This is a genomic window from Nocardia sp. NPDC056100, assembly GCF_042266325.1.
Taxonomy (GTDB): Bacteria; Actinomycetota; Actinomycetes; order Mycobacteriales; family Mycobacteriaceae; genus Nocardia.
Genome location: NZ_JBHJVY010000001.1, coordinates 1112526 through 1133408, shown reverse-complemented (window position 1 = coordinate 1133408; position 20883 = coordinate 1112526). Strand labels below are relative to the sequence as shown.

Annotated in this window: 18 protein-coding genes; 9 read left to right on the top strand and 9 right to left on the bottom strand. The window is 66.3% G+C overall.

The window, feature by feature from the left end:
* Nucleotides 1-35 precede the first annotated feature (35 nt).
* Both ACFC0O_RS05205 and ACFC0O_RS05200 read left to right on the top strand, forming a co-directional pair.
* Nucleotides 36-983 carry a glycosyltransferase family 2 protein gene (locus ACFC0O_RS05205; protein ID WP_375953993.1) on the top strand — a complete coding sequence of 316 codons (948 nt, stop codon included), beginning with the start codon at nucleotides 36-38 and terminating at the stop codon, nucleotides 981-983.
* 149 nt (nucleotides 984-1132) lie between these two features.
* The gene (locus ACFC0O_RS05200; protein ID WP_375953991.1) at nucleotides 1133-2866 is read left to right on the top strand and encodes a hypothetical protein; all 1734 of its coding nucleotides are present in this window, start codon (nucleotides 1133-1135) and stop codon (nucleotides 2864-2866) included.
* Nucleotides 2867-2920: 54 nt separating this feature from the next.
* Here ACFC0O_RS05200 and ACFC0O_RS05195 read toward each other — a convergent pair whose 3' ends face one another.
* Entirely contained in the window at nucleotides 2921-3937 is a 1017-nt protein-coding gene (locus tag ACFC0O_RS05195) for an AraC family transcriptional regulator ligand-binding domain-containing protein (protein ID WP_375953989.1), read from the bottom strand.
* A 71-nt stretch (nucleotides 3938-4008) separates the two neighbouring features.
* On the opposite strand from ACFC0O_RS05195, the gene ACFC0O_RS05190 reads away from it, so the two are divergent.
* Nucleotides 4009-4857, top strand: a complete 849-nt coding sequence (locus ACFC0O_RS05190) for a short-chain dehydrogenase/reductase (protein ID WP_375953988.1) — start codon at nucleotides 4009-4011, stop codon at nucleotides 4855-4857.
* A complete protein-coding gene (locus ACFC0O_RS05185) occupies nucleotides 4854-6311 on the top strand; it encodes a flavin-containing monooxygenase (protein WP_375953986.1) in 1458 nt (485 codons plus the stop codon). Before ACFC0O_RS05190 ends, ACFC0O_RS05185 begins: the two co-directional genes overlap by 4 nt.
* Before the next feature lie 18 nt (nucleotides 6312-6329).
* Here ACFC0O_RS05185 and msrB read toward each other — a convergent pair whose 3' ends face one another.
* The 4 genes from msrB to ACFC0O_RS05165 form a co-directional block, all read right to left on the bottom strand.
* Entirely contained in the window at nucleotides 6330-6773 is a 444-nt protein-coding gene (gene msrB / locus ACFC0O_RS05180) for a peptide-methionine (R)-S-oxide reductase MsrB (RefSeq protein ID WP_375953985.1), read from the bottom strand.
* Nucleotides 6774-6812: 39 nt separating this feature from the next.
* Nucleotides 6813-8096 carry a glycosyltransferase family 87 protein gene (locus ACFC0O_RS05175; protein WP_375953983.1) on the bottom strand — a complete coding sequence of 428 codons (1284 nt, stop codon included), beginning with the start codon at nucleotides 8094-8096 and terminating at the stop codon, nucleotides 6813-6815.
* 147 nt (nucleotides 8097-8243) lie between these two features.
* The gene (locus ACFC0O_RS05170) at nucleotides 8244-9806 is read right to left on the bottom strand and encodes an alpha/beta hydrolase (RefSeq protein ID WP_375953981.1); all 1563 of its coding nucleotides are present in this window, start codon (nucleotides 9804-9806) and stop codon (nucleotides 8244-8246) included.
* 36 nt (nucleotides 9807-9842) lie between these two features.
* Nucleotides 9843-10613: a pyrimidine reductase family protein gene (locus tag ACFC0O_RS05165; RefSeq protein WP_375955951.1), complete on the bottom strand. Its 771-nt coding sequence runs from the start codon at nucleotides 10611-10613 to the stop codon at nucleotides 9843-9845.
* A gap of 35 nt (nucleotides 10614-10648) precedes the next feature.
* Between ACFC0O_RS05165 and zapE the strand changes: the two genes are divergently transcribed.
* Both zapE and ACFC0O_RS05155 read left to right on the top strand, forming a co-directional pair.
* Complete coding sequence (gene zapE, locus ACFC0O_RS05160; protein ID WP_375953979.1) at nucleotides 10649-11674, top strand: cell division protein ZapE; 1026 nt, start codon at nucleotides 10649-10651, stop codon at nucleotides 11672-11674.
* Nucleotides 11675-11729: 55 nt separating this feature from the next.
* The gene (locus ACFC0O_RS05155) at nucleotides 11730-12557 is read left to right on the top strand and encodes a tyrosine-protein phosphatase (RefSeq protein ID WP_375953977.1); all 828 of its coding nucleotides are present in this window, start codon (nucleotides 11730-11732) and stop codon (nucleotides 12555-12557) included.
* Between the two features lie 6 nt (nucleotides 12558-12563).
* Here the strand turns inward: ACFC0O_RS05155 and ACFC0O_RS05150 are convergent, their stop codons facing one another.
* Nucleotides 12564-13514 carry an oxygenase MpaB family protein gene (locus ACFC0O_RS05150; protein ID WP_375953975.1) on the bottom strand — a complete coding sequence of 317 codons (951 nt, stop codon included), beginning with the start codon at nucleotides 13512-13514 and terminating at the stop codon, nucleotides 12564-12566.
* 160 nt (nucleotides 13515-13674) lie between these two features.
* Here ACFC0O_RS05150 and ACFC0O_RS05145 point away from each other — a divergent pair, with 160 nt between their 5' ends.
* Entirely contained in the window at nucleotides 13675-14340 is a 666-nt protein-coding gene (locus ACFC0O_RS05145; RefSeq protein ID WP_375953973.1) for a TetR/AcrR family transcriptional regulator, read from the top strand.
* 183 nt (nucleotides 14341-14523) lie between these two features.
* Complete coding sequence (locus ACFC0O_RS05140) at nucleotides 14524-16155, top strand: TlrC/CarA/OleB/SrmB family ABC-F type ribosomal protection protein (RefSeq protein ID WP_375953971.1); 1632 nt, start codon at nucleotides 14524-14526, stop codon at nucleotides 16153-16155.
* A gap of 46 nt (nucleotides 16156-16201) precedes the next feature.
* Here the strand turns inward: ACFC0O_RS05140 and ACFC0O_RS05135 are convergent, their stop codons facing one another.
* Together ACFC0O_RS05135 and ACFC0O_RS05130 are read right to left on the bottom strand one after the other, a co-directional pair.
* Nucleotides 16202-16741 carry a GNAT family N-acetyltransferase gene (locus ACFC0O_RS05135; RefSeq protein ID WP_375953969.1) on the bottom strand — a complete coding sequence of 180 codons (540 nt, stop codon included), beginning with the start codon at nucleotides 16739-16741 and terminating at the stop codon, nucleotides 16202-16204.
* Nucleotides 16738-17976, bottom strand: coding sequence for an MFS transporter (locus tag ACFC0O_RS05130; RefSeq protein WP_375953967.1), 1239 nt, complete (start codon nucleotides 17974-17976; stop codon nucleotides 16738-16740). The genes ACFC0O_RS05135 and ACFC0O_RS05130 overlap by 4 nt, the downstream gene beginning before the upstream one ends.
* 220 nt (nucleotides 17977-18196) lie before the next feature.
* Between ACFC0O_RS05130 and ACFC0O_RS05125 the strand changes: the two genes are divergently transcribed.
* The gene (locus ACFC0O_RS05125) at nucleotides 18197-19147 is read left to right on the top strand and encodes a hypothetical protein (protein ID WP_375953965.1); all 951 of its coding nucleotides are present in this window, start codon (nucleotides 18197-18199) and stop codon (nucleotides 19145-19147) included.
* Between the two features lie 78 nt (nucleotides 19148-19225).
* Here the strand turns inward: ACFC0O_RS05125 and ACFC0O_RS05120 are convergent, their stop codons facing one another.
* The gene (locus tag ACFC0O_RS05120; protein ID WP_375953964.1) at nucleotides 19226-20824 is read right to left on the bottom strand and encodes an ABC transporter substrate-binding protein; all 1599 of its coding nucleotides are present in this window, start codon (nucleotides 20822-20824) and stop codon (nucleotides 19226-19228) included.
* Nucleotides 20825-20883 lie beyond the last annotated feature (59 nt).

The window sequence follows — 20883 nt, the reverse complement described above, 5'->3', positions numbered from 1 at the left end:
GGTCGGTCGGTGATCGAAAGATGGGGATTCACACAATGACTCAGCCCGTGTTCAGCATTCTGACCGTGGTCGACGGACCCGAGTCGCCGCTGATCGACTTGATCGAATCGATCCGGGAGCAGACCTTCCCGGAGTGGGAGTTGATCGTCGTCGACGAATCCGGCACCGCCCAGCCGGTGGTCGACAAGTACGGCGATGACCGAATCCGCTTGGCGCAGTCCGAGGCTCCGGGTTTCGGCGCGGGCGTGAATCAAGCCGCGGGCTTGGCGACCGGCGAGATCCACACCGTGGTGCGCGCCAACCACAAGCTGATGCCGACGTTCTGTGAACGCACGCACGGCGTCCTTCAGGCGCACCCGGGGGTCGATGTCGTAGCCGTGGACGCGGTCGGTTTCACCGATGCGGGCGAAACGACCCCGACCACCTTCCGAAGCGAAGGCGGCGTCACCGCCGAGCCCGGCGTCGATCACCCTGTCACCCTCGCCGAATTCGTGGCCGGTTCGGTTCTCTACTATTCGGCTGCCATCCGAGCGGCCGCCTGGAACGCCGCCGGCGGCTACGCCACCGATGTGCCGACCGTCGAAGGTCTGCTGCTTTTCGCGCGAATGCTCGCCCGGGGCAACGATATTCGGGTACTCCCCGAACCACTGGCGGGCTACCGCGTCCCCGAGGACCCCGCCGTATTCCAGGTCTACCAGGACAGCGTCCAACTGGCGTTCACCCGCATCGCCGAGCTGACCGACGACCCCGCCGTGCGCTCGACAGCCCTGCACAAGCTCAGCGAGATCCGTTTCCACCAGGCCATGGGCCGCGCCCGCCAAGCCCTTTCCATCTCCGATGCGAAAGCCGCCCGCGCACAGGTCCGCCTCGCCCTGCGCGAACGCTTCTCCGTGAAACCCGCGATCATCTACACCGCCCTCACCATCGCCCCGAGCGGCCTGAAGCTGGCGCAATCGGCCAAGAAACGCCTGCGCCCGAACTGAGGCGGCCATTCACCCGGTAGTTCTCGGGCGCGAACTGTCAATTCGATGGCAGTAGATGTCCTTCTGCGCCCGAATTCCACGCCTTACCGTCATGCGACGGGAATTTCGACGACACCCGGGTGAATGTTGTTCGACCACAGGAGGATCGGGTGCGGCAGGTGCGTCGCTTGGTGAAGGCAACCATGATCGTTGCCACGGCATTGTCGCTGGTGGCCGCGGGTGGCGCGATGGCTTCGGCCGAGCCCGCACCGCCGCCCGATCCGAATCCGGATAACTCCTATCTGATGACGCAGCTGTCCGACCTGGTCAGCGGTATTTTCGGCGGAACAGCCCGGGATTTGAAGACGCCCGGCATGGTCGATTATCTGGTTCGCGCGGGCATCACCGATATCACCGGAAACTGGCAGGGCGGCTTCGCGGATCTGGCGAATCCCGATACCTACAGCGGCCCCGATTCCCAGCACAAGATTCTGGTCGCGGCGCAGAAGGCATGGGATCTGATCGCGCATCTGGAGGCGTTCGGAATCAATTTCCCGCCGCATCCGGATTACCTGCCCGATTGGAATCATGACGGCAATTTCGGATTGGCGGACAATCCGTCATCGCCCACCTCCGATGTGGCGCTCGATGACGTCTACGACAATCCCGCGTTCATGACCGCCAAGTTCCGCTACCCGTGCCTGAATTCCGACGGCAGCGTGTTCTACGAAACCCGTTCCGGGGCATGTGTTCCCGGCGATACCGCGGGCGCGGATTTCAAACTCGGTGACGTGCACAAGATTCAGATCATCGGTTCGCGCGGCATCCCCATGTCGGCGATGGTGTGGCTGCCCGAGGGCGCGGAGGGTTCCGGCCGGAAATTCCCGGTCGCCTACGGTATGCCCGGTGCGGCCGAGACGATGAACCACATCGCCATGTACACCGAATCGTATGTGCGCGACGGCTTCATCGGCGTCTCGCTGGCCCAGGTCGGTCAGCCGGACAGCCCCGGCACCCTGCTGGACATGTTCCTGCCCCAGTTCACCGTCCCCGACTGTTTCGCCCCGTCGACCTGCTGGTCGGCGCAGGACGGCATTCGCTGGGTCGCGGGTCAGGACATCATTCCGGTCGTCGATCTCAATAACGAGGCCGCCAATATTCTGATGGTGCCCCGACTGGTGCGCTCGAATCCCGCGTACGCGCCGGTCGGTGCCAATCAGGTGAACCCGTGGATCGACCTCATGGACGTTGACCACATCAATGTCTACGGCCAATCCATCGGCGCGGTAGGCGTTTCCAGCTATCTGGACTGGCAGCGCAAGGGTCACGGCTTCGACGGCCGCCCGCTGCCGCGCGTCTCCTCGGCCTCGCTGATGTCGGGTTTCCAGATGATGGGCTCCGACGTCCCCGTCCAAATGCAGACCGCCGATTTCGACATCCCCGGCCTGTCCACCTACGGCCTCACCAACTTCTATCAGTCCCTGTTCAATCCGACCGACGGCCCCTTCGGCACCGCCGACCGCTACCGCGACATGCTGAACGCGAAAACCGATGTCGCACAGCAGTGGATCGATATCCAGAGCGGCAGCCACGGCGATTCCATCAACTGGCTCGGCGTCCCCCGCAATGTGAAATCCCCCGCCATGTCGGTGAAGTACTCCACCGCCTGGTTCAGCTGCTACGGCCGCGCCGATGCCGACGAGTCCGCCTGCCGGACCCTGATGCAGTCCGATGACGCCATGTCCCGCGCCTTCGCCAGCGAATACGCCCCCCAGGGCGGCTCCGGCCCCAACTGGTGCCTGCGCGTCCCCGACCGCGCCTCGATCGGCCAGGCCATCCGCCCCGAATGGTTCGCCGACGCCCTGAACGGCCACCCCCGCTACAGCTGCACCCCGCAGAACTGACAACTCCCGAGACCGGCGGACATGATGTGTCCGCCGGTCTTTTTCGTGCCGTGACTACCGCCGGAAACTACCCGGGGGAGCACCGCGCCAGCGTGCGAACGCGTGGGTGAACGCCGCGGTCTCGGAGTAGCCGAGCCGATGCGCGATCTGCTCGATCGACAACTGGGTGGTGGTGAGCAGTTCCATGGCCAGCCCCTCGCGAACCTCGTCCACCAGTGCCCGATACGAGGTCTGCTCATCGATGAGGCGACGGCGCAGCGTGCGCTGCGACAATCCCAATTCCTCGGCCAGCCCCGCGATCGAGGGCATCGCACGGGGATCCGCGAGCAGCCGCGCCCGCACGACCGCCGATAACCCGCTGCGCCTGCGCCGCCCGTCGAGAATGCTCTCGCACTGTCGCAGGCAGGCCCGCAGGGTTTCCTCGTCCGCCCCGGACAGCGGTTGGTCGAGGAGCGTGCGCGCGAATCGAATTCGGGTCACCGCGGTGTCCGGGGTGGCGCGCATCAGCCCGCCGCTGTATTCGGTCAGGCGCGCGCACCGCTGTGCGTCGAGACGCAGTGCCACGCTGAGGCTTTCGATCGGCAGCACGGAACTGAAGGAGACGAACGCGACCTGTAATACCGAGGCCAGATCGCGTTCGACGAGGAACGGGCGGATATCCGCGGGTATCTCACTGTCATCGATGGTCAGCACGGCCTGATCGTCCGCCTCGGCCAGATCGAACCGCACGAACGCCGAAGACAGTGCGAGATAGTCGATTCCGACCGTGATGGCCTCGCGCACCGTGCGGCTGGACAGCATGGCGTAGCCCAGCATGCCCATGCTGGTGAGGTTGTAGTGCAGCCCGGCCTCGACCCCGAGGCCGGGGTGATCGCCGAGCCGGACCAGCAGATTGCGGGCCACCGCCAATTCCTGGTCGGCGCGGATCAGCTGATCGATATCGAGCACGGTGATGTCGAGTCCGGTGCCGCGCAGGCACTCCGCCGTGGTCGCCCCGTGCACCGCCGCCGTGGCGAGCAGGCCGCGCAGGGCGGCGGGGGAGCGGGGAAAGTCCCATGACGGCCGGGCCACTGGCCGAATGTATCAAAGGCTGGCCGTCGCGATCCTGGCTCCGGCCGGATCGCGGACCATAGCGTCTAGATATGACAATGGAGTCGAATCAGGAGCCGGGTGGCCGTGTCGTGGTCATCACCGGCGCGGGGAGCGGTATCGGTGCGCAGACCGCGCGTCTGCTGGTCACCCGCGGCATCCGGGTGGGATTGCTCGATCGTGACGAAAAATCCGTGCGGGCAATGGAATCCGAGCTGGGAATACTGTCGGCGGCGTGCGTCGCCGATGTCACCGATACCGCATCGCTGACGGTCGCGATGGCCGCGGTGGCGGATCACTTCGGCGGTATCGACGCGATCGTCGCCAACGCGGGCATCTCCGGGCCGGGGGCCACGGTCGAGTCGATCGATCCGGCGGAGTTCGAACGGGTCATCGACATCAATCTGCTGGGCGTGTGGCGAACCGTCCGCGCCGCACTGCCTTTCGTGCGCGAGCGCCGAGGCTATGTCCTGGCCATCTCCTCCATTGCCGCGGTCATTCCCTGTCCGACGATGCCCGCCTACGCCGCGAGCAAGGCCGGGGTCGAACAGTTCACCCGGGCACTGCGCATGGAACTCGCGGATACCGGGATCGCCGTCGGCACCGCGTATTTCGGCGCGATCGACACCCCGATGGTGGCGCGCATGCGAAATGAGCCGGGGCTCAACCAATTACTCGAACGTCTCGGTTTCGCGGGTCGCCCGGTACCGGTCGGCCACGCGGCGGCGGCGATCGTGCGGGGTATCGAGAGCCGCCACCGCACCGTCTCCGCGCCCGCGTACGTGCCCGCGCTCTTGGCCCTGCGCAGCGTGCTCGCCTGGACCGATCCGCTGCTGGCCCGGCTGCCCGCGATCCGCGAACTGGTGCGCGATGCTGCCGTCGCGAACGGGGCATCACGATGACGCGGCAGCCGCGCGTGGTCATCATCGGCGCGGGCATGTCCGGCATCTGCATGGCGATCACCCTGCTGCGCAACGGATTCGATGACCTCACCATCTACGAGAAGGCCGAGCGCGGCGGCGGCACCTGGCGGGACAACACCTATCCCGGACTCTCCTGCGATGTGCCGTCACGGTTCTATCAGTTCACCTTCGCGCCGAACCCCGGCTGGAGCCACTTCTTCTCCCCGGGTCCGGAGATCGACGCCTATTTCGCCCGTGTCGCAAGCGAATACGGCCTGCCCGCCCGCACCCGATTCGGCACCGAGGTGACCGCGGCGGAATTCCAGGACGGCCGCTGGTCACTCACCACCGCGAACGGCGACAGCGACAGCGCCGATTTCGTCATCACCGCAACGGGTCTGCTGCACCATCCGCGCCTCCCGCACATCACCGGTATGGAGACGTTCGCGGGAGCGAGCTTCCACAGCGCACGCTGGGATCACTCGGTCCCGTTGTCCGGCAAGCGCATCGGCGTGATCGGCACCGGTTCGACGGGTGTGCAGATCGTCAGCGCCCTCGCGGGCGACGCCGCGCACGTGGATATGTTCCAGCGCACGCCGCACTGGGTGCTGCCCATCCCGAACTTCCGGTACTCGCGCGCCGGATCGGCGCTGTACCGCGGGCTGCCCGTCCTGAACAAGGTCTCCTACCGACTCCTGCGCGGGGTGTTCGAATGGTTCGCGGTGGCCCTGATCGAACCGGGTCAGCGCCGCGATTTCATCGAAACCCTGTGCCGGATAAGCCTGTTGCGCATCCGGGACGGCGAATTGCGCGCCGCGCTCACCCCCGATTTCGACCCCATGTGCAAGCGCCTGATCATCTCCTCCGGCTTCTTCACCGCCGTGAACCGCGACGACGTGCGGATCGTCACCGCCGCCATCGATCACATCGAGCCTCGCGGCGTGGTGACCGTCGACGGTGACCTGCACGAACTCGACGTCCTGGTCTACGCGACGGGATTCGACGCACACGCCTTCATGCGGCCGATGAAGCTGACCGGCCGCGATGGCATGACCATCGACCGGGCCTGGGCCGAAACCCCGCGCGGTTTCCAGACGGTCACCATCCCGGGTTTCCCGAACCTGTTCACCCTCATCGGCCCGCACAGCCCCGTCGGCAACTACGCCCTGACCGCCATCGCCGAATCCCAAGCCGACCACATTCTGGGCTGGATTCAGCGTTGGAGCACACGCGAATTCGACTCCGTCGAGCCGAAACAGCAGGCCACGGACGACTTCAATGCGGCCATCCGCGAGGCGATGCCGGGCACCGTATGGGCATCGGGTTGCGACAGTTGGTATCTGGGCCCGGATGGCACCCCCGAACTCTGGCCCTGGACCCCGGACCGGCACCGAAACATGATGCGGCACCCCGATACAGCCGACTACACCCTGCGGTCCGGCGACCGCGGGTGAGTGATCACATCCGGCAGATCAGTCGGCAGACCCGTCGGCGGGCTCCAAGCGCAGCGAGATCGAGTTGATGCAGTACCGCTTATCGGTCGGCGTCGGGTAGCCCTCGCCCTCGAAGACGTGGCCGAGGTGGCTGTGGCAGTTGGCGCACAGCACCTCGACGCGGGACGCGCCCAGGGAGTTGTCGGCGCGCAGGATGACCGCGTTGGAGTCAGCCGGGTCGAAGAAGGACGGCCAGCCGCAATGCGAGTGGAATTTCTCACCGCTGCGGAACAATTCGGAGCCGCAGGCGCGGCAGGCGTAGACGCCTTCGGTTTCGGTGTCGGTGTATTCGCCGGTGAAGGCGCGTTCGGTGCCCGCCTCGCGGAGCACCTGGTATTCCTCCGGGCTCAGCTTGGCGCGCCATTCCTGCGGGGTGAGCTGGATGCGGGGAGCCGGTAGCGAGGTGTCAGCGTCGGAACTCATGGGGTCCACGCTAATACCTCGCGCGCTGGCGGGGCCGAATCAGGTGGTGACGGGCTCCGGAATTCGGGTGCGGCCGTTGGTCGCCGGGTCGGCTTCCAATTCGGGATGCATCCACGCCGGGTCGAGGGTCTGGCCGTCCCGCAGGCGGCCTTCGCGCTTGGCGGCCAGGTAGCGATCGCCGATCACGCAGAACGCCACGATGAGCAGCAGACCCCAGCCGAAGGTGACGCGCAGGTAGTCCAGCGAGCGGCCGATGCTCTGCCAGCGGTCCGAGAGCCACTTGTCGTAGGACATGAATCCGAAGATCGCGACCCAGGCCGGCCAGTTGCGCAGCAGCGAATTGCGTTGCACCACGGTCATCAGCATGGGGAACAGGAACATCGAGTAGTACATCTGGCCGAGCGAGCCGAGCAGCAGCACACCGGCGATGAGCAGGCCGGAGGTGGTGCAGATGAAGAAGACCTCATCCTCGCGGTAGTACCGGTACAGCAGCCACAGCGTGATCAGCACCAGCACGCCGAGGGTGATGCGAATGAGCCAGGTGAGCCAGCCCGCGACCCCGTAGTACCCGGCATTTCCGACGATCGCGCTGTTGAAGTAATCCCGCGATTCGACCAGGTACGGCAGCGTATGCGACCAGAACTGCTTGTAGTCCACGATCAGCGGCCACGCCAGCAGGTTCAGCACCACCGGTACACCCAGCGAGGTGATGAACACCTTCCATTGTCCGCGCATGAGCGGAATCAGCAGCAGCGGTGCGAACAATGGCCCCTTGACCGCGATCGTCAACCCCAATGCCACACCGGCCCACAGGTCTTTGCGCTGCAGGATCAGGTGGATGAACACCACCATGGCCAGCAGCAGACAGCCGTTGATATTGGTGAAGACGAGCGTATTGGTCACCGTCTCGGAGGCGAACATGGCCAGCAGCAGTGCGGGCGCGGCCACCGAGGAGATGCTGTAGTTGAACAACCGCAGCAGCAGATATCCGGCCAGGATGATGGCCGCCGCGTTCACCAGGATGAACAGCCAGCGCGACTTCTCCGGATCGACGATCGCGAGCGGAGAGATCAGCAGCGTCCCACTGGGCGGATACAGATAGTGCGGATCGGTCGAGTCGAAATTGGCGTTGTAGATCGCCTTGTGGTTCAGGAACGCCAGCGACGCGTTGTACACGGGCCGGAAGTCATCGGTGATGTACCCGTTGACGGCCTTGATGAACACCCGGTTCAGCACTGTGAGCACCGCGAAGGGCCACAGAGCGAAGTTCAGCACCTCGGCGGTGGTGCGAGCGGTGCGGGGCTCGAGCTGGCGAAGGAACACTCGGGCACGGTACACCGAACAGCCCCCTCCCGCGTGTGCCGACCCGCCTGTGTCGTGCCGTGGCGCTCGAGCGGACCCGCCGGTCGGAGGGCGATCCGGGGTGCGGGTGCGCTCCGATTCGGGTGTCAGGCGGGCTGCCGATGTGCGCTATGCCGGGCAGGCGGTCCCGTCCTGGGGCAGTTTGGCGTCTTTGAGGTAGTCCGTCACGGTTTGCTGGGCGCAGCCCGAATGCGCGAACGTGGGGTGCCCCCAGCCCTGCCAGACCACGGTCGCGGTGCGCGCTCCGGCCGCGCCGAGCGCACCGGTGACCGACGGTCGGCTGTCGACGCCGGCGACCGGATCGGCTTCACCGCCGAGTACCAGCACCGGCTTGTCGAACTTGTCCGGCAGTGCGGTGACCGCGGGTGCGGGCCACGCGGTGCAGGCCATCAGATCGATGGCCGCGACCTTGCCGAACACCTGGTACTTCGCACCCCATTGGGTGGCAAGGTCTTTGGCGCGCGCCGGGGTGGCGGGTTCGTGATTGTCGCTGCACCGGTTCACGTATTCGCCGTCATTGGCGATGGCGGTGGTCTGCCGCTGCACCAGCGGTGTGATCGGCCCGCGGTCACCGCGCCCCAGCGCCGAGAGCGCGTCCGCGAATTCGGTGACCTCCGAATTGCCTTGATTGCGTGGATCACCGAGGAATCCGTTGAGCGTGGTGACGAGCGCGGCTGCGGACAGATCGCCGAATTCGCCATTGCCCGCCCGGTTCACCAGCGTGGTGATGGCGGCGCGCGGATCACCGCCGAGCGAACACTTCAGCGCCGCGCATTTGCCCGCGAACGCGGTGAGCGCCGCCTCGGCCCCGCGCACCCGCTGTTCGGCCCGCCCGATGGCGTCCAGCCCGACCGCCTGCGGCGAATCGAGCACCAGCCGGGCGATGTGGTCGCCGTACTTGCGGGCGTAGCTCATGGCGACCGTCGCACCGCTGCCCGTGCCCATCACCGCGATGTGCTCGACCTGCCACTGCTTGCGCAGCTGCTCGATATCGTCCGCGGCGTGCGCGGCGTCGAACGTCCCCTGTGCGGGTGAGAGGAAGTCCAGGCACGCGATGGTGGCGTCCTGACTGGCCTTGGCGACCGCGTCCACGGGATCGGCTGTGCCGTGCGTGAATTGGGCCTGATCGGCGATGGTGCGCCGAATATCGTTGGTGAGACAGCTGACCGGCTGCGAACTGCCGATCCCGCGCCGGTCGATGGCCACAATGGGCCGCGCGGCCAGCAGTGATCCGGACGGCCCGGCCGCCAGCGAGGCGAGCGTGGCGGTGGAGGACCGATCCGATCCGGAGGTCAGCACCAGCGGCGCGACATCCTTGGGCGTGCGGTCGTATCGCGCCCGCATGGCCGCGTTGCGGAAGTTGCCGCCCACGGCTCCGGCGATATCGACCTGCGTCGAGTACTCCGCGCATTCGAGAATGAGCCCGGTGGGCGGTGCGCCCAGCGACAGCAGGGTGAACGTGGGCACCGTGCAGTCGTGCCACGCCAGATCGGTTTTGGGGACCTCCGGTGGCGGCGGCGCGTTATCGGTGGGCGCGGTCGTGGGTTCGCTGATCCCCTGATGCGGTCGTTCCACGGCAACGGCGGGCCGATCCGAGGGCCCGGCGGCACAGCCGGTGGTCACCAGGATCGAAAGTGTCGACGCCAGCAGAGCGGCCCGAGTCCAGCGCATGCGGTACAGCCTGCCAGGTCTCGCGGCCGGTTTCAGCTACAGGGTGTGCGTGCGCGTCCAGCGGGTCAGGATCGTGCCGTCCTCGTCGAAGATGAGATGGCGGCATGTCATGGGTGTGGGCATGGCATTGGGGGACATCGAGATTCGCCGTTCCGTCCCCGCGACCAGCATGGGAGACAGTGTCAGGCACAGTTCGTCGACGGCCTGGGCGACGATGAGATCACCGAACAGCGCGGGTCCGCCCTCGCAGAGCACGCGTCGCATATGGAGTCTTTCGAGCGCGTCGCGGAGTCCGGTCGCGGTGACGGTGGTGTCCCCGGCTTCGATCACCTCACCGCCCGCATCGCGCAGTGCCCGTTTGCGGTCCTCGGGTGCGGCGGCGGTCGTCAGGACGATCGGCCGCGCGCCCGTATCGGTGAAGAGCCGCCCGGCCGGGTCCAGTGTGGCCGTGGCGGTGACGACCGCGATGCGCGGCGGCGCGCCGTTCGGATCGCCGCCGAAGCCGTGATGGTGCAGTCGCGTCCGCAATCGCGAATCCGTATGCGCCGCCCCGTAATTCTCGGCCCGTGCGGTGCCCGCCCCGACCACCACCACATCGGCGAGATCGCGCAGGATCCGGAACACCTTCTTGTCGGCGGGCGTGCCGAGCCCGCCAGAGCGCCCGTCCACGCTGACCGCGCCGTCCAGACTGCTCACGAAATTCACTCGGATCCAGGGTTCCGCAGGTCCGGCGGGGTACGCGTACAGCGCCAGCAGATCGTCGAAGGCGAGTTCTGTGAGCTGGATCGCATTGGGCATACGCTGCATGAGAACCGATTCCACCACGTAACTACGCTATGGCGGTGCAACAACGCCTTGTCGATCGCCATCCGGAGGTTCCGGCAGACCAGCTCGTGGCGCAGATGGTTCCCCCGCCGACCTTCGACGAGGTGAGCTTCGCCAGCTACATCCCGGATCCGAAGGAGCCGTCGCAGGCTGCCGCGGTGCTGAAGGCCGAGCTATTCGCCGATCAGGTCACCAAGCTGCACAAGGCCAATGCGAAGAAGCCGCTGTTCGGTAAGAAGAAGCCGGTGTCCGGCATCGGCCTGTACCTGGACGGTGGCTTCGGCGTGGGCAAGACCCACCTGCTGGCCTCGATCTTCCACAGCGTGCCCGGTCCGAAGTCGTTCGGCACCTTCGGTGAGGTGACCAATCTCGTCGGCGCGCTCGGCTTCAACAACACCGTCGAACGGCTCGCCGCGAACAGCGTGCTGTGCATCGACGAATTCGAGCTCGACGATCCGGGCGACACCATGCTGGTGTCCCGGCTGCTGGCCGAACTGACCGCGCGCGGGGTGTCCATCGTGGCCACCTCGAATACGCTGCCGGGTCAGCTGGGCGAGGGTCGTTTCGCCGCCCAGGACTTCCTGCGCGAGATCAAGAAGCTGGGTTCGCTGTTCGAGCCCATTCGCGTCGACGGTCCGGACTACCGTCACCGTGATCTGCCGCCCGCCCCGGAGCCGACCGCTCCCGAGCTGCTGGCCGAAAAGGCTTCCCACACACCGGGATCCACGCTCGACGACTTCGACGCGCTGCTGAAGCATCTCAGTACGCTGCATCCCTCGAAGTACAACGCGCTCATCTCCGGTGTGTCCGCGGTGTACATCTCCGGCGTGCACACGGTCACCGATCAGGCGGTCGCGCTGCGCATCGTGGTGCTGGCCGACCGGCTCTACGACGCGGGCACCCCGGTCACCGTGTCCGGGGCCAAGCTGGATCAGATTTTCTCGCAGGAAATGCTCGATGGCGGCTACCGCAAGAAGTATCTGCGCGCCATCTCGCGCCTGCTGGCGCTGTCGCGATTCGAGGCTCCCGCGACCGCCTCCTAGATTGCCGCCTGGCTGTTCAGGTTTCGCCGGGCACTCGAGAAAGGGAAGTTCTGCAATGATTCGACCCCGCGTGCTCGGCGCTTCGCTGGTGCTGGCCTCCGCGCTGTCCTTCGGCTCGCTCCCGGCGGTGGCCTTCGCCGATCAGCCCGCCCCGGTGGCCGTGCAGCCGCCCGCCACCACCGGCAATGTGGTGCTCGATACCGCCGCCCGATCGCTGAATCTGCAGGGCGTGGTGAACGCCCGGGACGCGGGCGGCTACAAGACCGTCGACGGCCACACCGTGCGCACCGGCCTGGTGTACCGCACCGGTGAGCTGACCAAGGCCACCGATTCCGATCTCGCCGATCTGGCCGCGCGGAACGTGAAGTCCGTGCACGATCTGCGCACTTCGATGGAACAGCAGCTCATGGGCGTGGACAAGGTGCCCGCCGGGGCGACCGAGTACCACAACGACATCATCGGCCAGGCCCCGCCGCAGGTCATGATGTCCACCCTGATGGCGGGAACGGATCTGTACCGTGCCTTCATCACCGCCCCGGGTGCGAACGAGGGGTTCGCGGACGTGCTCCGCGATATCGCGAACAATCCGGGTGCCGTGCTCTTCCACTGCACCGCGGGCAAGGATCGCACCGGCTGGACTTCGGCTGTGCTGCTGACGATTCTGGGCGTCGACCGTGACACCGTCACCTACGACTACCTGCTGTCGAACTACTACCGCGGCGCCTCGGACACCGACGCGCTCAACGGCGTCAATGCCGCCGCCCTGAATTCGGCCTTCGATCAGGCGAATCAGACCTACGGCAGCTTCGACAACTATGTCCGCGACGGTCTGAAGCTCACCGACGCGGACATCGCCGCTCTGAAGGCGAAACTGCTCGCCTGAGGCATGTCAGCTCGCTTCGGCGACCTGAGTTCGCTTGCCGCGCAGGCTGTATCGTTCCCGAGCCTGCGCGGGCGTGATCGTCTCCAACGTGGTCGGCAGTTCCTTGGACAGGTGCTGCTTCAGGATCTGCCCGGCCATCGGCGCGATGAACGGCGCGGCCTTGATCAACCCGAACGATCCGAACAGTGTGAAGGCCCACACCACCAGCTTGGCCGGAATCTTCACCAGCGGGTCGACGATGCGAGGCACGTTGTAGCGCCCCAGCTTTCGCATCCACATCGGGGTGAGCGCCGCCGTGGTGAGTGAGAGCACGATGCTGCCCAGCGCGTAGGTGATGCCCGCGCCATTGCGCGGTGAGGTGCGCAGCAGGTGATGCATACCCTCTTCGGCGCGCACCGAGGTGCACAGTCGCGGCTTGACCCGCTCGAAGTACGCGCGCACCTCATCGCGGTTGCGCGGTACATCCTCGGGCTTGCAGGTCTGGAGTTCGGCCGCGATGGCGCATTCTTCCCAGAACCGCAGCTCTTCCTCCGGGCTGAGCTTGCCGGGCCCGTAGACCTCGTAGGCCTTGAGCACCGAATGCCAGCCGGTGATGTGAATCCACAGCTGCGTCTCGGGGCTGTTCGCCGCGTACCGCTGCCCGGTGATGGGTTCGATGCCGGTCATCGGCGCGTGCACCTGCATGAGGTGCTCCGAGGCCTGAATCGCCGTGCGCCCGTCCGCGATCGCCGCGAGCAGGAAGTACGAGAAGGTGTGGTCGAGGCGCTGTCGCGGATTGCTGTAGATGCCCTGCGAATCGGCGACGGCCGCGGTCAGGAACGGGTCGAAGTGTTCGAGGACGACCGCGCGCTGGAAGCCGATCACCGCGGTCGGCGCGGTCCAGATCTTCCAGCTGGGGGAGTCGGGTCCGAAGAACCCGTAGTCGTCCCGGCGAAGGGTGGTCGGATCGAAGCCCATCGGTTGTCTCCTTGGTGCGCTGCCCGCCTCGACGGTGAATACAACGCAACCGTAGCAATTGTTCCCATCGAATACAACGGTCGCGTAAGATTCGGCGGGGGAGGGTTCCCCCTACCCTCCGGACGGCTGACATGATGAAGCCGATGAGGTGGAGAAGGCAGTGACGACAACACGCGCGGCGGCCGAACGGCCCAAACGCCGCTATGCCCCGCGCTTGCCGCCCGAGCAGCGGCGCGCCCAGCTGCTCGACGCCGCCTTCGAGGTGCTGAGCCGGGTCGAGTTGCACGAACTCAGCATGGAGGCGGTCGCCCTCGAGGCGGGCGTGGGAAAACCGGTGCTGTACACCGTGTTCAAGACCCGCGCCGAATTGGTCGAGGCGCTGCTGGAACGTGAACGCGAACGCGCCCTGGATCAGGTGGTGACCACCCTGCCCACCGATCTGCTGGGCGGTGATCCGGTGGATATCGCGTCCAAGACGGTCGAGGCGTTCGTCGGTGTGGTGCTCGCGCATCCCACCCGCTGGCGGTTGATCCTGGCCAGTCCGGGCACCGCGCCCGAGGAGTACCGTGCCGCGCTGCGCAGTTCGCGCACCGGCATCTTCGATCAGGCCGAGGCGCTGGTGCGCATGGGCGCGGCGCTGGATTCGCGCTGGGCCGCAATCGATTCCGGACTGCTCACCAATTCGCTGCTGACGGTCGCGGAGATGCTCGGCGGTATGGCGGTGCGCGATCCGGGTGAGTACCCGCGCGAGCGGATCGAGGGTTTCGTGCGCTCGATCGTCTTCCTGCTCAGCGGCGGCGCGCCTGATTCTCGAGAAAACTCTTGACGGCTTCGGCGCGGCTCCGCTAACTTCCTAAGCCTCATGCATTTCTTCTTCTTCGTGTAATCGCCTCGCCGCGTTGAGCATTGCTCCGCCGCGAATCATCACCCGCACAAAACACCCCTGTAGGCGTGTGTTTTTCGTGCGCGTTCCGAGCGATCCGGCCCATGCCGAGAACAGGGGATAGCCATGCGTACCGCGCAACTCACCCTCTCCGAAATCACCAAACGATACGACGACCGCATCGTGCTCGACCGTGTCAGCCTGTCCATCCGTCCCGGCGACAAGGTGGGCGTGGTCGGCGACAACGGCTCCGGGAAGTCCACGCTGTTGCGGCTGATGGCCGGTCGCGAACAGCCCGACAACGGTGCGGTGATCGTGCAATCACCCGGCGGCACAGGCTATTTGGCGCAGACCCTGGACCTGGGTCCGGCCGCCACCGTCGCCGATGCCATCGACCTGGCGCTCACCGATCTCCGGGAACTCGAAGCCCGGATGCGGCAGGCCGAACAGGCGCTCATCGCGCCCGGTGCGCTGGGCAGGCGGCTGGCCGTCTACGACGACCTGGTACTCCGCTTCGAGGCGCGTGGCGGATATGCCGCCGAGCAGCGGGTGGAAGCCGCACTGCACGGCCTCGGCCTCCCCGGTCTCGATCGAAATCGCCTGCTGGACACGCTGTCCGGTGGTGAACGACGTCGCCTCGCCCTGGCGGGCACGCTCGCCTCGTCCCCGGAACTGCTGCTGCTCGACGAGCCCACCAACGACCTCGACGATGCGGCGGTGGAATGGCTGGAACGACAACTCCGCGCCCACCGCGGCACGGTGGTGGCGGTGACCCACGACCGCGTCTTCCTCGACCGCATCACGTCCACGGTGCTCGAGGTCGAGGCGGGCCGGGTCTCCCGGCACGGCAACGGTTACGCGGGCTATCTGACCGCCAAGGCCGCCGCCCGCCAGCGCCGGCAGCAGGAATACGACGCCTGGCAGGCCGAACTCTCCCGGGGAACTCGCCTCGCGGAGTCGAATGTGGCTCGCCTGGAGGCGATCCCGCGCAAGCTCCCGCTCGCGGTCTTCGCCGCGGGACCGTTCCGCACCCGCAGCCGCGGTCACGGAGCCCAGTCCCGCATCCGTAACGCCAAGGAACGCGTGGCCAGGCTGACCGCGAATCCTGTTGCGGCCCCGACCGATCCGCTGCACTTCCGGATGCGAATGGATATCGTCGATGCCCCGGTCGATCAGCCGGTCGCGGAGCTGACGAATGTCGTGGTCGACGGCCGGCTTCGGCTCGACGCACTGAGTATCGCTGCGGGAGAGCGGTTATTGGTGACCGGTCCGAACGGAGCCGGTAAGACGACGTTGCTCCAGGTCCTGGCGGGGGAACTCGCATCGGATGGTGGCGAGGTGACCGTGCGCGGTCGGGTCGGACACCTGAGACAGGAGGAATCACCGTGGGCGGCAACCGAAACCGTGCTCGAAGCCTTCGCCTCGGGCCGGATCGGTTACCCGGACGAGCACGCCGATGAACTGCTCTCGCTCGGCCTGTTCCGTCCGGCGGACCTGCGTCTGCGAGTCGGAGAGCTGTCCTACGGTCAGCGTCGTCGCATCGAATTGGCAAGGCTGGTAACCGATCCCGCCGATCTGCTGCTGCTCGATGAGCCGACGAACCATCTGTCCCCGGCCCTGGTCGAGGACCTGGAACAGGCCCTGGACGGTTTCCCCGGCGCGGTCGTGCTGGTCACGCACGACCGGCGGATGCGCTCCCGGTTCCGCGGTTCTCGACTGGAAATGGCCGCGCGGCATCCGGCGCTCATGGCCGGGTGATCGGGCCCGGCAGTCATCGCCGGGTGATCGTCTGCCGTGCCGCGCTTCAGAACTCGTACTGCATGACGTAATCGCTGTGCAGCTGCGATCCGACCAGAAAGGTCTTGGTGCCCGCGATGCGGAAGCCGTGTTTGCTGTAGAACCGCTGCGCCCGCACGTTCTCCTGATTCACGCCCAGCCAGACGGCCGCGCTGCCCTCGTGTCGCGCGGCCTCGAGGGCCTGGGACATCAGGCCCCCGGACACGCCGTTGCCGTGGTGCCCGGGCAGGACGTACATCTTGGAGAGTTCGGTCACCGGCCGCAGATTGATCACCGCTGCCACATCCGGGTTGGCGGGTTCGGCGGTGTGCAGCAGGCTGTATCCGATGATCTGCCCGTTGTCGACGGCCTTGAGCACGGTGCGCGCCGGATCGGTGAGGTATTCGCCGAACCGTTCCGGCGACAGCACCTCCGCGATGAAGGCCGCGATATCGGCCGCCGTCGACCCCGGCGGACAGGCCAGTGGGAACGTCGCGGCGGCGACTTCACTCAGTGCGGCCGCGTCCCCCGAATCGGCCCGATCGATGGTGACTGGGGAGTTGCTCACTTGTCCAGTGAAGCATGCCCCGCATCGGCTCGCGCATCGGCTCCCGCGGCCGGAACTGCGCCTCCGGTACCGCCGGTCCGGGTGTGGAACACCTGCGCGAATCCGATCAGCACGAACGCGAACAGCAGCGGCACCACGAATCCGGCGCGCAGGTTCGCCGCCGCCGAAATGGCCCCGACCACCACGCCACCCACCAGGGTGCCCGCGTAGTTGAACAGGTTGAGCCGCGCGATCAAGGCATCGAGTCCGCGCCCGCTGGTGAGCTGTCCGGCCTCGGAGAAGCACAGCGGCGCGATGAGCGGCAATCCGATTCCGGCAATGAGGAATCCGATGATGGCGACCACCGGATGCGGCGCGCTGACCACCACGATCAGACCGACCGCACCGACACTGGATGCGGCCCGCACCACCATGCGCGGCCCGGAGCGCCGCACCAGCACATCGCCGGTGAGACGTCCGATCAGTGACGCCCCCTGATAGGCGGCCAGCGCCAGCGCCGCCGTAGCCGACGAGGACAGCAGTACATCGGTGAGGAACAGCGCCGACCAGTTGCCGACCGCGAAGTCGATGGCGAACGCCAGCGCCAGCACCACCCCGAAGATCAGGAAGATCCGGGTGGGCACCGTCCCTACCGGCTCCGGTTCGGCGGGTCCGGCCTCGGCCTGGCTGGTGCCGAGCAGTCGTGGTCCGGCGAGCAGCGCGCCCGCGAGCACGATCGCCGACGCGGTCAGAATGCTCGCCCACAGCGGCACCCCCAGCGCCTCGAACGCGGATACGAACAGCGCCCCGATGATCGATCCGCCACTCCAGGCCGCGTAGAACGAGGACAGGACAAATCGGCCATAGCCGTGCTGAATGAATACCGCCTGCATATTCGTGCCCGCGTCCACGATGCCGACCGCGATGCCGTAGACCGCGAGCGCCCCGAGCAGCACGAACTTGTTCGGCGAGAACGCGACTCCGATTCCGGCGACCGCGATGAGCAGCAGCCCGATCCGCAGCGCGGTCCGGCTGGACCGGTGCAGTGCGATCTTCTCCGCGGTGATGCTGCCCGCGCCCGCGAGGACGGAGATCATCGCCACAGCGGCGACTATCAAGGTATCGGTCAGCCCGAACTTATCGCGCTGCTGGGGAAGTTCGGTCAGAATGACCGCGAGGAAGAATCCCTGTAGCGCGAACGCCACCGAATTCGCGGCGCGCGCCGCGCGTAGCAGCGGGTTCGTGGTCTCGAGCATCCCGAAAGAGTAGCGGCGGCAATCGAGTCCGGCATCCCGGGCGCCGATAACAATCCGCGCGGCACTTCATCACGCCGTGCTCGCGGTTGGATAACGAATCTTGCCGCTTTCTCACCTGGGGGGCTGTTCGCTGCTGCACTCTGGAGGGTACGGCGTGGGCCGGTGGTTTCCGGGTACTACTGGAGCGGCTCATGGAAGAAGTGGCTGGGGCGGTGATCGTGTGAGCACGAGGCGTGTTGAAGTTCCGCGCGGGCAATCGGTGGCCCTCGTCGATGCGGAACCGAATCAGACATCGGCGGTGGCGGATTCGCGTGGGCACGCACCGGGGGAGCGTTGCCGGGAACCGGGTTGTCCGGACTGCCGCTGGGATACCCAGCGGTTCAAATTCTGGCTACGCGCGCGCCTGCTGTCGGCGGGCGCGGATGAGGCGCAGGTCGACGTGGCGATCGGCGGTCTGACGCCGGATCTGCTGTGGCGCATAGGAGATCGCGTCTGCGCCATCGAAGTACACAGTGCCGCACCGGAGTTGGCGCGTGCACGGCAGCAGACCGCGGCGCTGAAGTCCGGCGGCTGCACCGAAGTGTTGTGGATCACCCCGCCGGGATTCTGGACCGCGCAGCTGCCCGCGCTCGGCATCGATGATTTCGCGCCCGCGGCCTGCGACTACAAGGTGCTGGGCGGTATGCTCTCCGGCGGCCCCGGTGGTGTGGTTTCGCCCAGTCAATCCGCCTGTGAGCTGCGGGAATTCATCACGGGATGGGTTGCGGAGGAGCTCGCCTACGGCTTCCGCGACGAGCATATGGGAGGCTGGGCCACGGTGACCGATTGGGAACGTCACACTCGGACACAGGCCGCCGTCATCGCACGGCAGCGCCAGGAACTCCAGAATCAGCGCACCGCGCTCGCCCTGGCCCGCAAGGCCACCCGCGATAAGACCAAACAGCTGATCCGCCTGACCCAGCGCCTGGAGCGCACCGAGGCGAGCTCACAGCAGCAGGCCGACGATCTCGCCCAGGCCCGGCGCCGCATCGCCGATCACAGTCGGGTGGATGCCACCCTGCGCATCACCGTGGCGGGTCAGAAGTCCGCGATCATGCACTGGCAGCTCATCTCCTGGTTCGCCCTGCTGATCATCGTGACTTTCATTGCCGCGGGCATGCTGATGATCTGACGCTCTACGTATACAGAATGGGTTGGTCCGCACCGGATTTCGGTTGCGGACCAACCCATTCTTCGCTGCGACGCCGCGCTACTTCTTCTCGATGTTCTCGAAGTCGAACAGTCCGGCCCAGGTGACCTTCGCCTGCACCCGATCCGACCGCGCGGAGGCCGCGTTGTACTCGAGTACCGGAACGTCCGCCATATCGGCCAGCAGCAGGGTTTGCGCCTGTGCCAGCAGCGCGTACCCCTGATCCGGGGTCGGCGCGGCCAGCGCCGCGTTCAGCAGCCGGTCGAATTCCGGGTTGGCGTAATCGATGTCATTGGTCTCGGACCCCGTGAGGTACTGCGAGGTCAGGAATTCGAACATGGACGGGTAGTCGCCCTGCCAGGCGTACCGGAAGGCCTTGTTCAGACTGCGATGGGTGATCTCATCGCGCAGATTCTTGAACGTCGGATACGGCGCGGGCCCGGCGGCGATGCCCAGGGTGTTCTTGACGCTGTTCGCGATCGCCTCGATGACGGCCTGATGATCGCCATCGGAGTTGTACGCGATCTGCAGATCCCCGGACCACGGCGAGATGGCGTCGGCCTGCGCCCACAGCTTCTTGGCCTCATCGGGGTTGTAGCTCAGCCACTGCACCCCGGGCAGATCGCCCCGGAAGCCCGGCAAGGTGGAGGCGGTGAAATCGCGGGCGGGCAGGCGTGCACCGTAGAAGATGTTGGCGCAGATCTGTTCCCGGTTGATCGCCATCGAGATGGCCTTGCGCCGCAGCACACCCTCGGCCCCGCCGAAGTGCGGCAGATCCTTGGGGAACCCAACGTGCAGATTCTGTGCCGTGGGGTGATCGATGGCGCGATCGCCGAGATCCTTCTTGTAGGTGGCGAGCGCACTGGCGGGCACGGTGTCGAGCACATCGAGATTACCGGCGAGCAGGTCCGCGTAGGCGGTGTCGAAGCTCTGGTACATCATGAACCGCAGGCCCTTGTTCTTGGCGGGCCGTCCGCCGTGATAGCCCGGATTCGCCTGCACCACGATCTTGACGTTGTGATCCCAGCTGCTGAACTGGTACGGCCCGTTCCCGATCGGATGCTCCCCGAACGCCTTCATATCCTTGTACGCGACATCGGGCAGCGGATAGAACGGTGAAAATCCCAGCGACAGTTCGAAATCCATCGAGGGCTGGGTGAGATCCACTGTGAACGTGCGATTGTCGACCACCTTGAGCCCGGACATGGTCTGCGCCTTGGGCGGATCGACCGACACATCGGTGTATCCGACGATGGGGGAGAACACCCAGCTGCTCAATTGCGCATTGCTGCCCAGCGCACCGTAATTCCAGGCGTCGACGAACGACTTCGCCGTTACTGGGGTGCCGTCGGTGAAGGTCCAATCCGGTTTCAGCGTGATCGTGTAGTGCTGCCGATCCGGTGAGTCGATGGACTGCGCCATTTCGTTGTACGACTTGCCGTCCACGTCGTAGTACTTCAGCCCCGCGAACAGCCGGTCGACGACGCGCCCGCCCTGATTCTCATTGGTATTGGCCGGAAGCAGCGGATTCTGCGGTTCTCCGGCATTGACGGTGACGTAGCCGTCATCGTCGCCGCCACCGGAGGAGCAGCCCGTCAATGCGGGACTCGCGGCCAATACGGCGGCGAAACAGAGCGCGGTGAGCCTGGACCATTTCATGTTGTCTCCCGATTCCAGCGTTTCCGGCAGATCTGGATCGTATTTGTTTCAGCAGTTTC

Bases quoted from the DNA above. Each gene is read 5' to 3' on its own strand.
- ACFC0O_RS05190 (WP_375953988.1), top strand. From the start codon at position 4,009: ATGACAATGGAGTCGAATCAGGAGCCGGGTGGCCGTGTCGTGGTCATC.
- ACFC0O_RS05185 (WP_375953986.1), top strand. From the start codon at position 4,854: ATGACGCGGCAGCCGCGCGTGGTCATCATCGGCGCGGGCATGTCCGGC.
- ACFC0O_RS05120 (WP_375953964.1), bottom strand. From the start codon at position 20,824: ATGAAATGGTCCAGGCTCACCGCGCTCTGTTTCGCCGCCGTATTGGCC.
- ACFC0O_RS05140 (WP_375953971.1), top strand. From the start codon at position 14,524: ATGCGTACCGCGCAACTCACCCTCTCCGAAATCACCAAACGATACGAC.
- ACFC0O_RS05150 (WP_375953975.1), bottom strand. From the start codon at position 13,514: ATGGGCTTCGATCCGACCACCCTTCGCCGGGACGACTACGGGTTCTTC.
- msrB (WP_375953985.1), bottom strand. From the start codon at position 6,773: ATGAGTTCCGACGCTGACACCTCGCTACCGGCTCCCCGCATCCAGCTC.
- ACFC0O_RS05130 (WP_375953967.1), bottom strand. From the start codon at position 17,976: ATGCTCGAGACCACGAACCCGCTGCTACGCGCGGCGCGCGCCGCGAAT.
- ACFC0O_RS05165 (WP_375955951.1), bottom strand. From the start codon at position 10,613: ATGCAGCGTATGCCCAATGCGATCCAGCTCACAGAACTCGCCTTCGAC.
- ACFC0O_RS05170 (WP_375953981.1), bottom strand. From the start codon at position 9,806: ATGCGCTGGACTCGGGCCGCTCTGCTGGCGTCGACACTTTCGATCCTG.
- ACFC0O_RS05155 (WP_375953977.1), top strand. From the start codon at position 11,730: ATGATTCGACCCCGCGTGCTCGGCGCTTCGCTGGTGCTGGCCTCCGCG.
- ACFC0O_RS05205 (WP_375953993.1), top strand. From the start codon at position 36: ATGACTCAGCCCGTGTTCAGCATTCTGACCGTGGTCGACGGACCCGAG.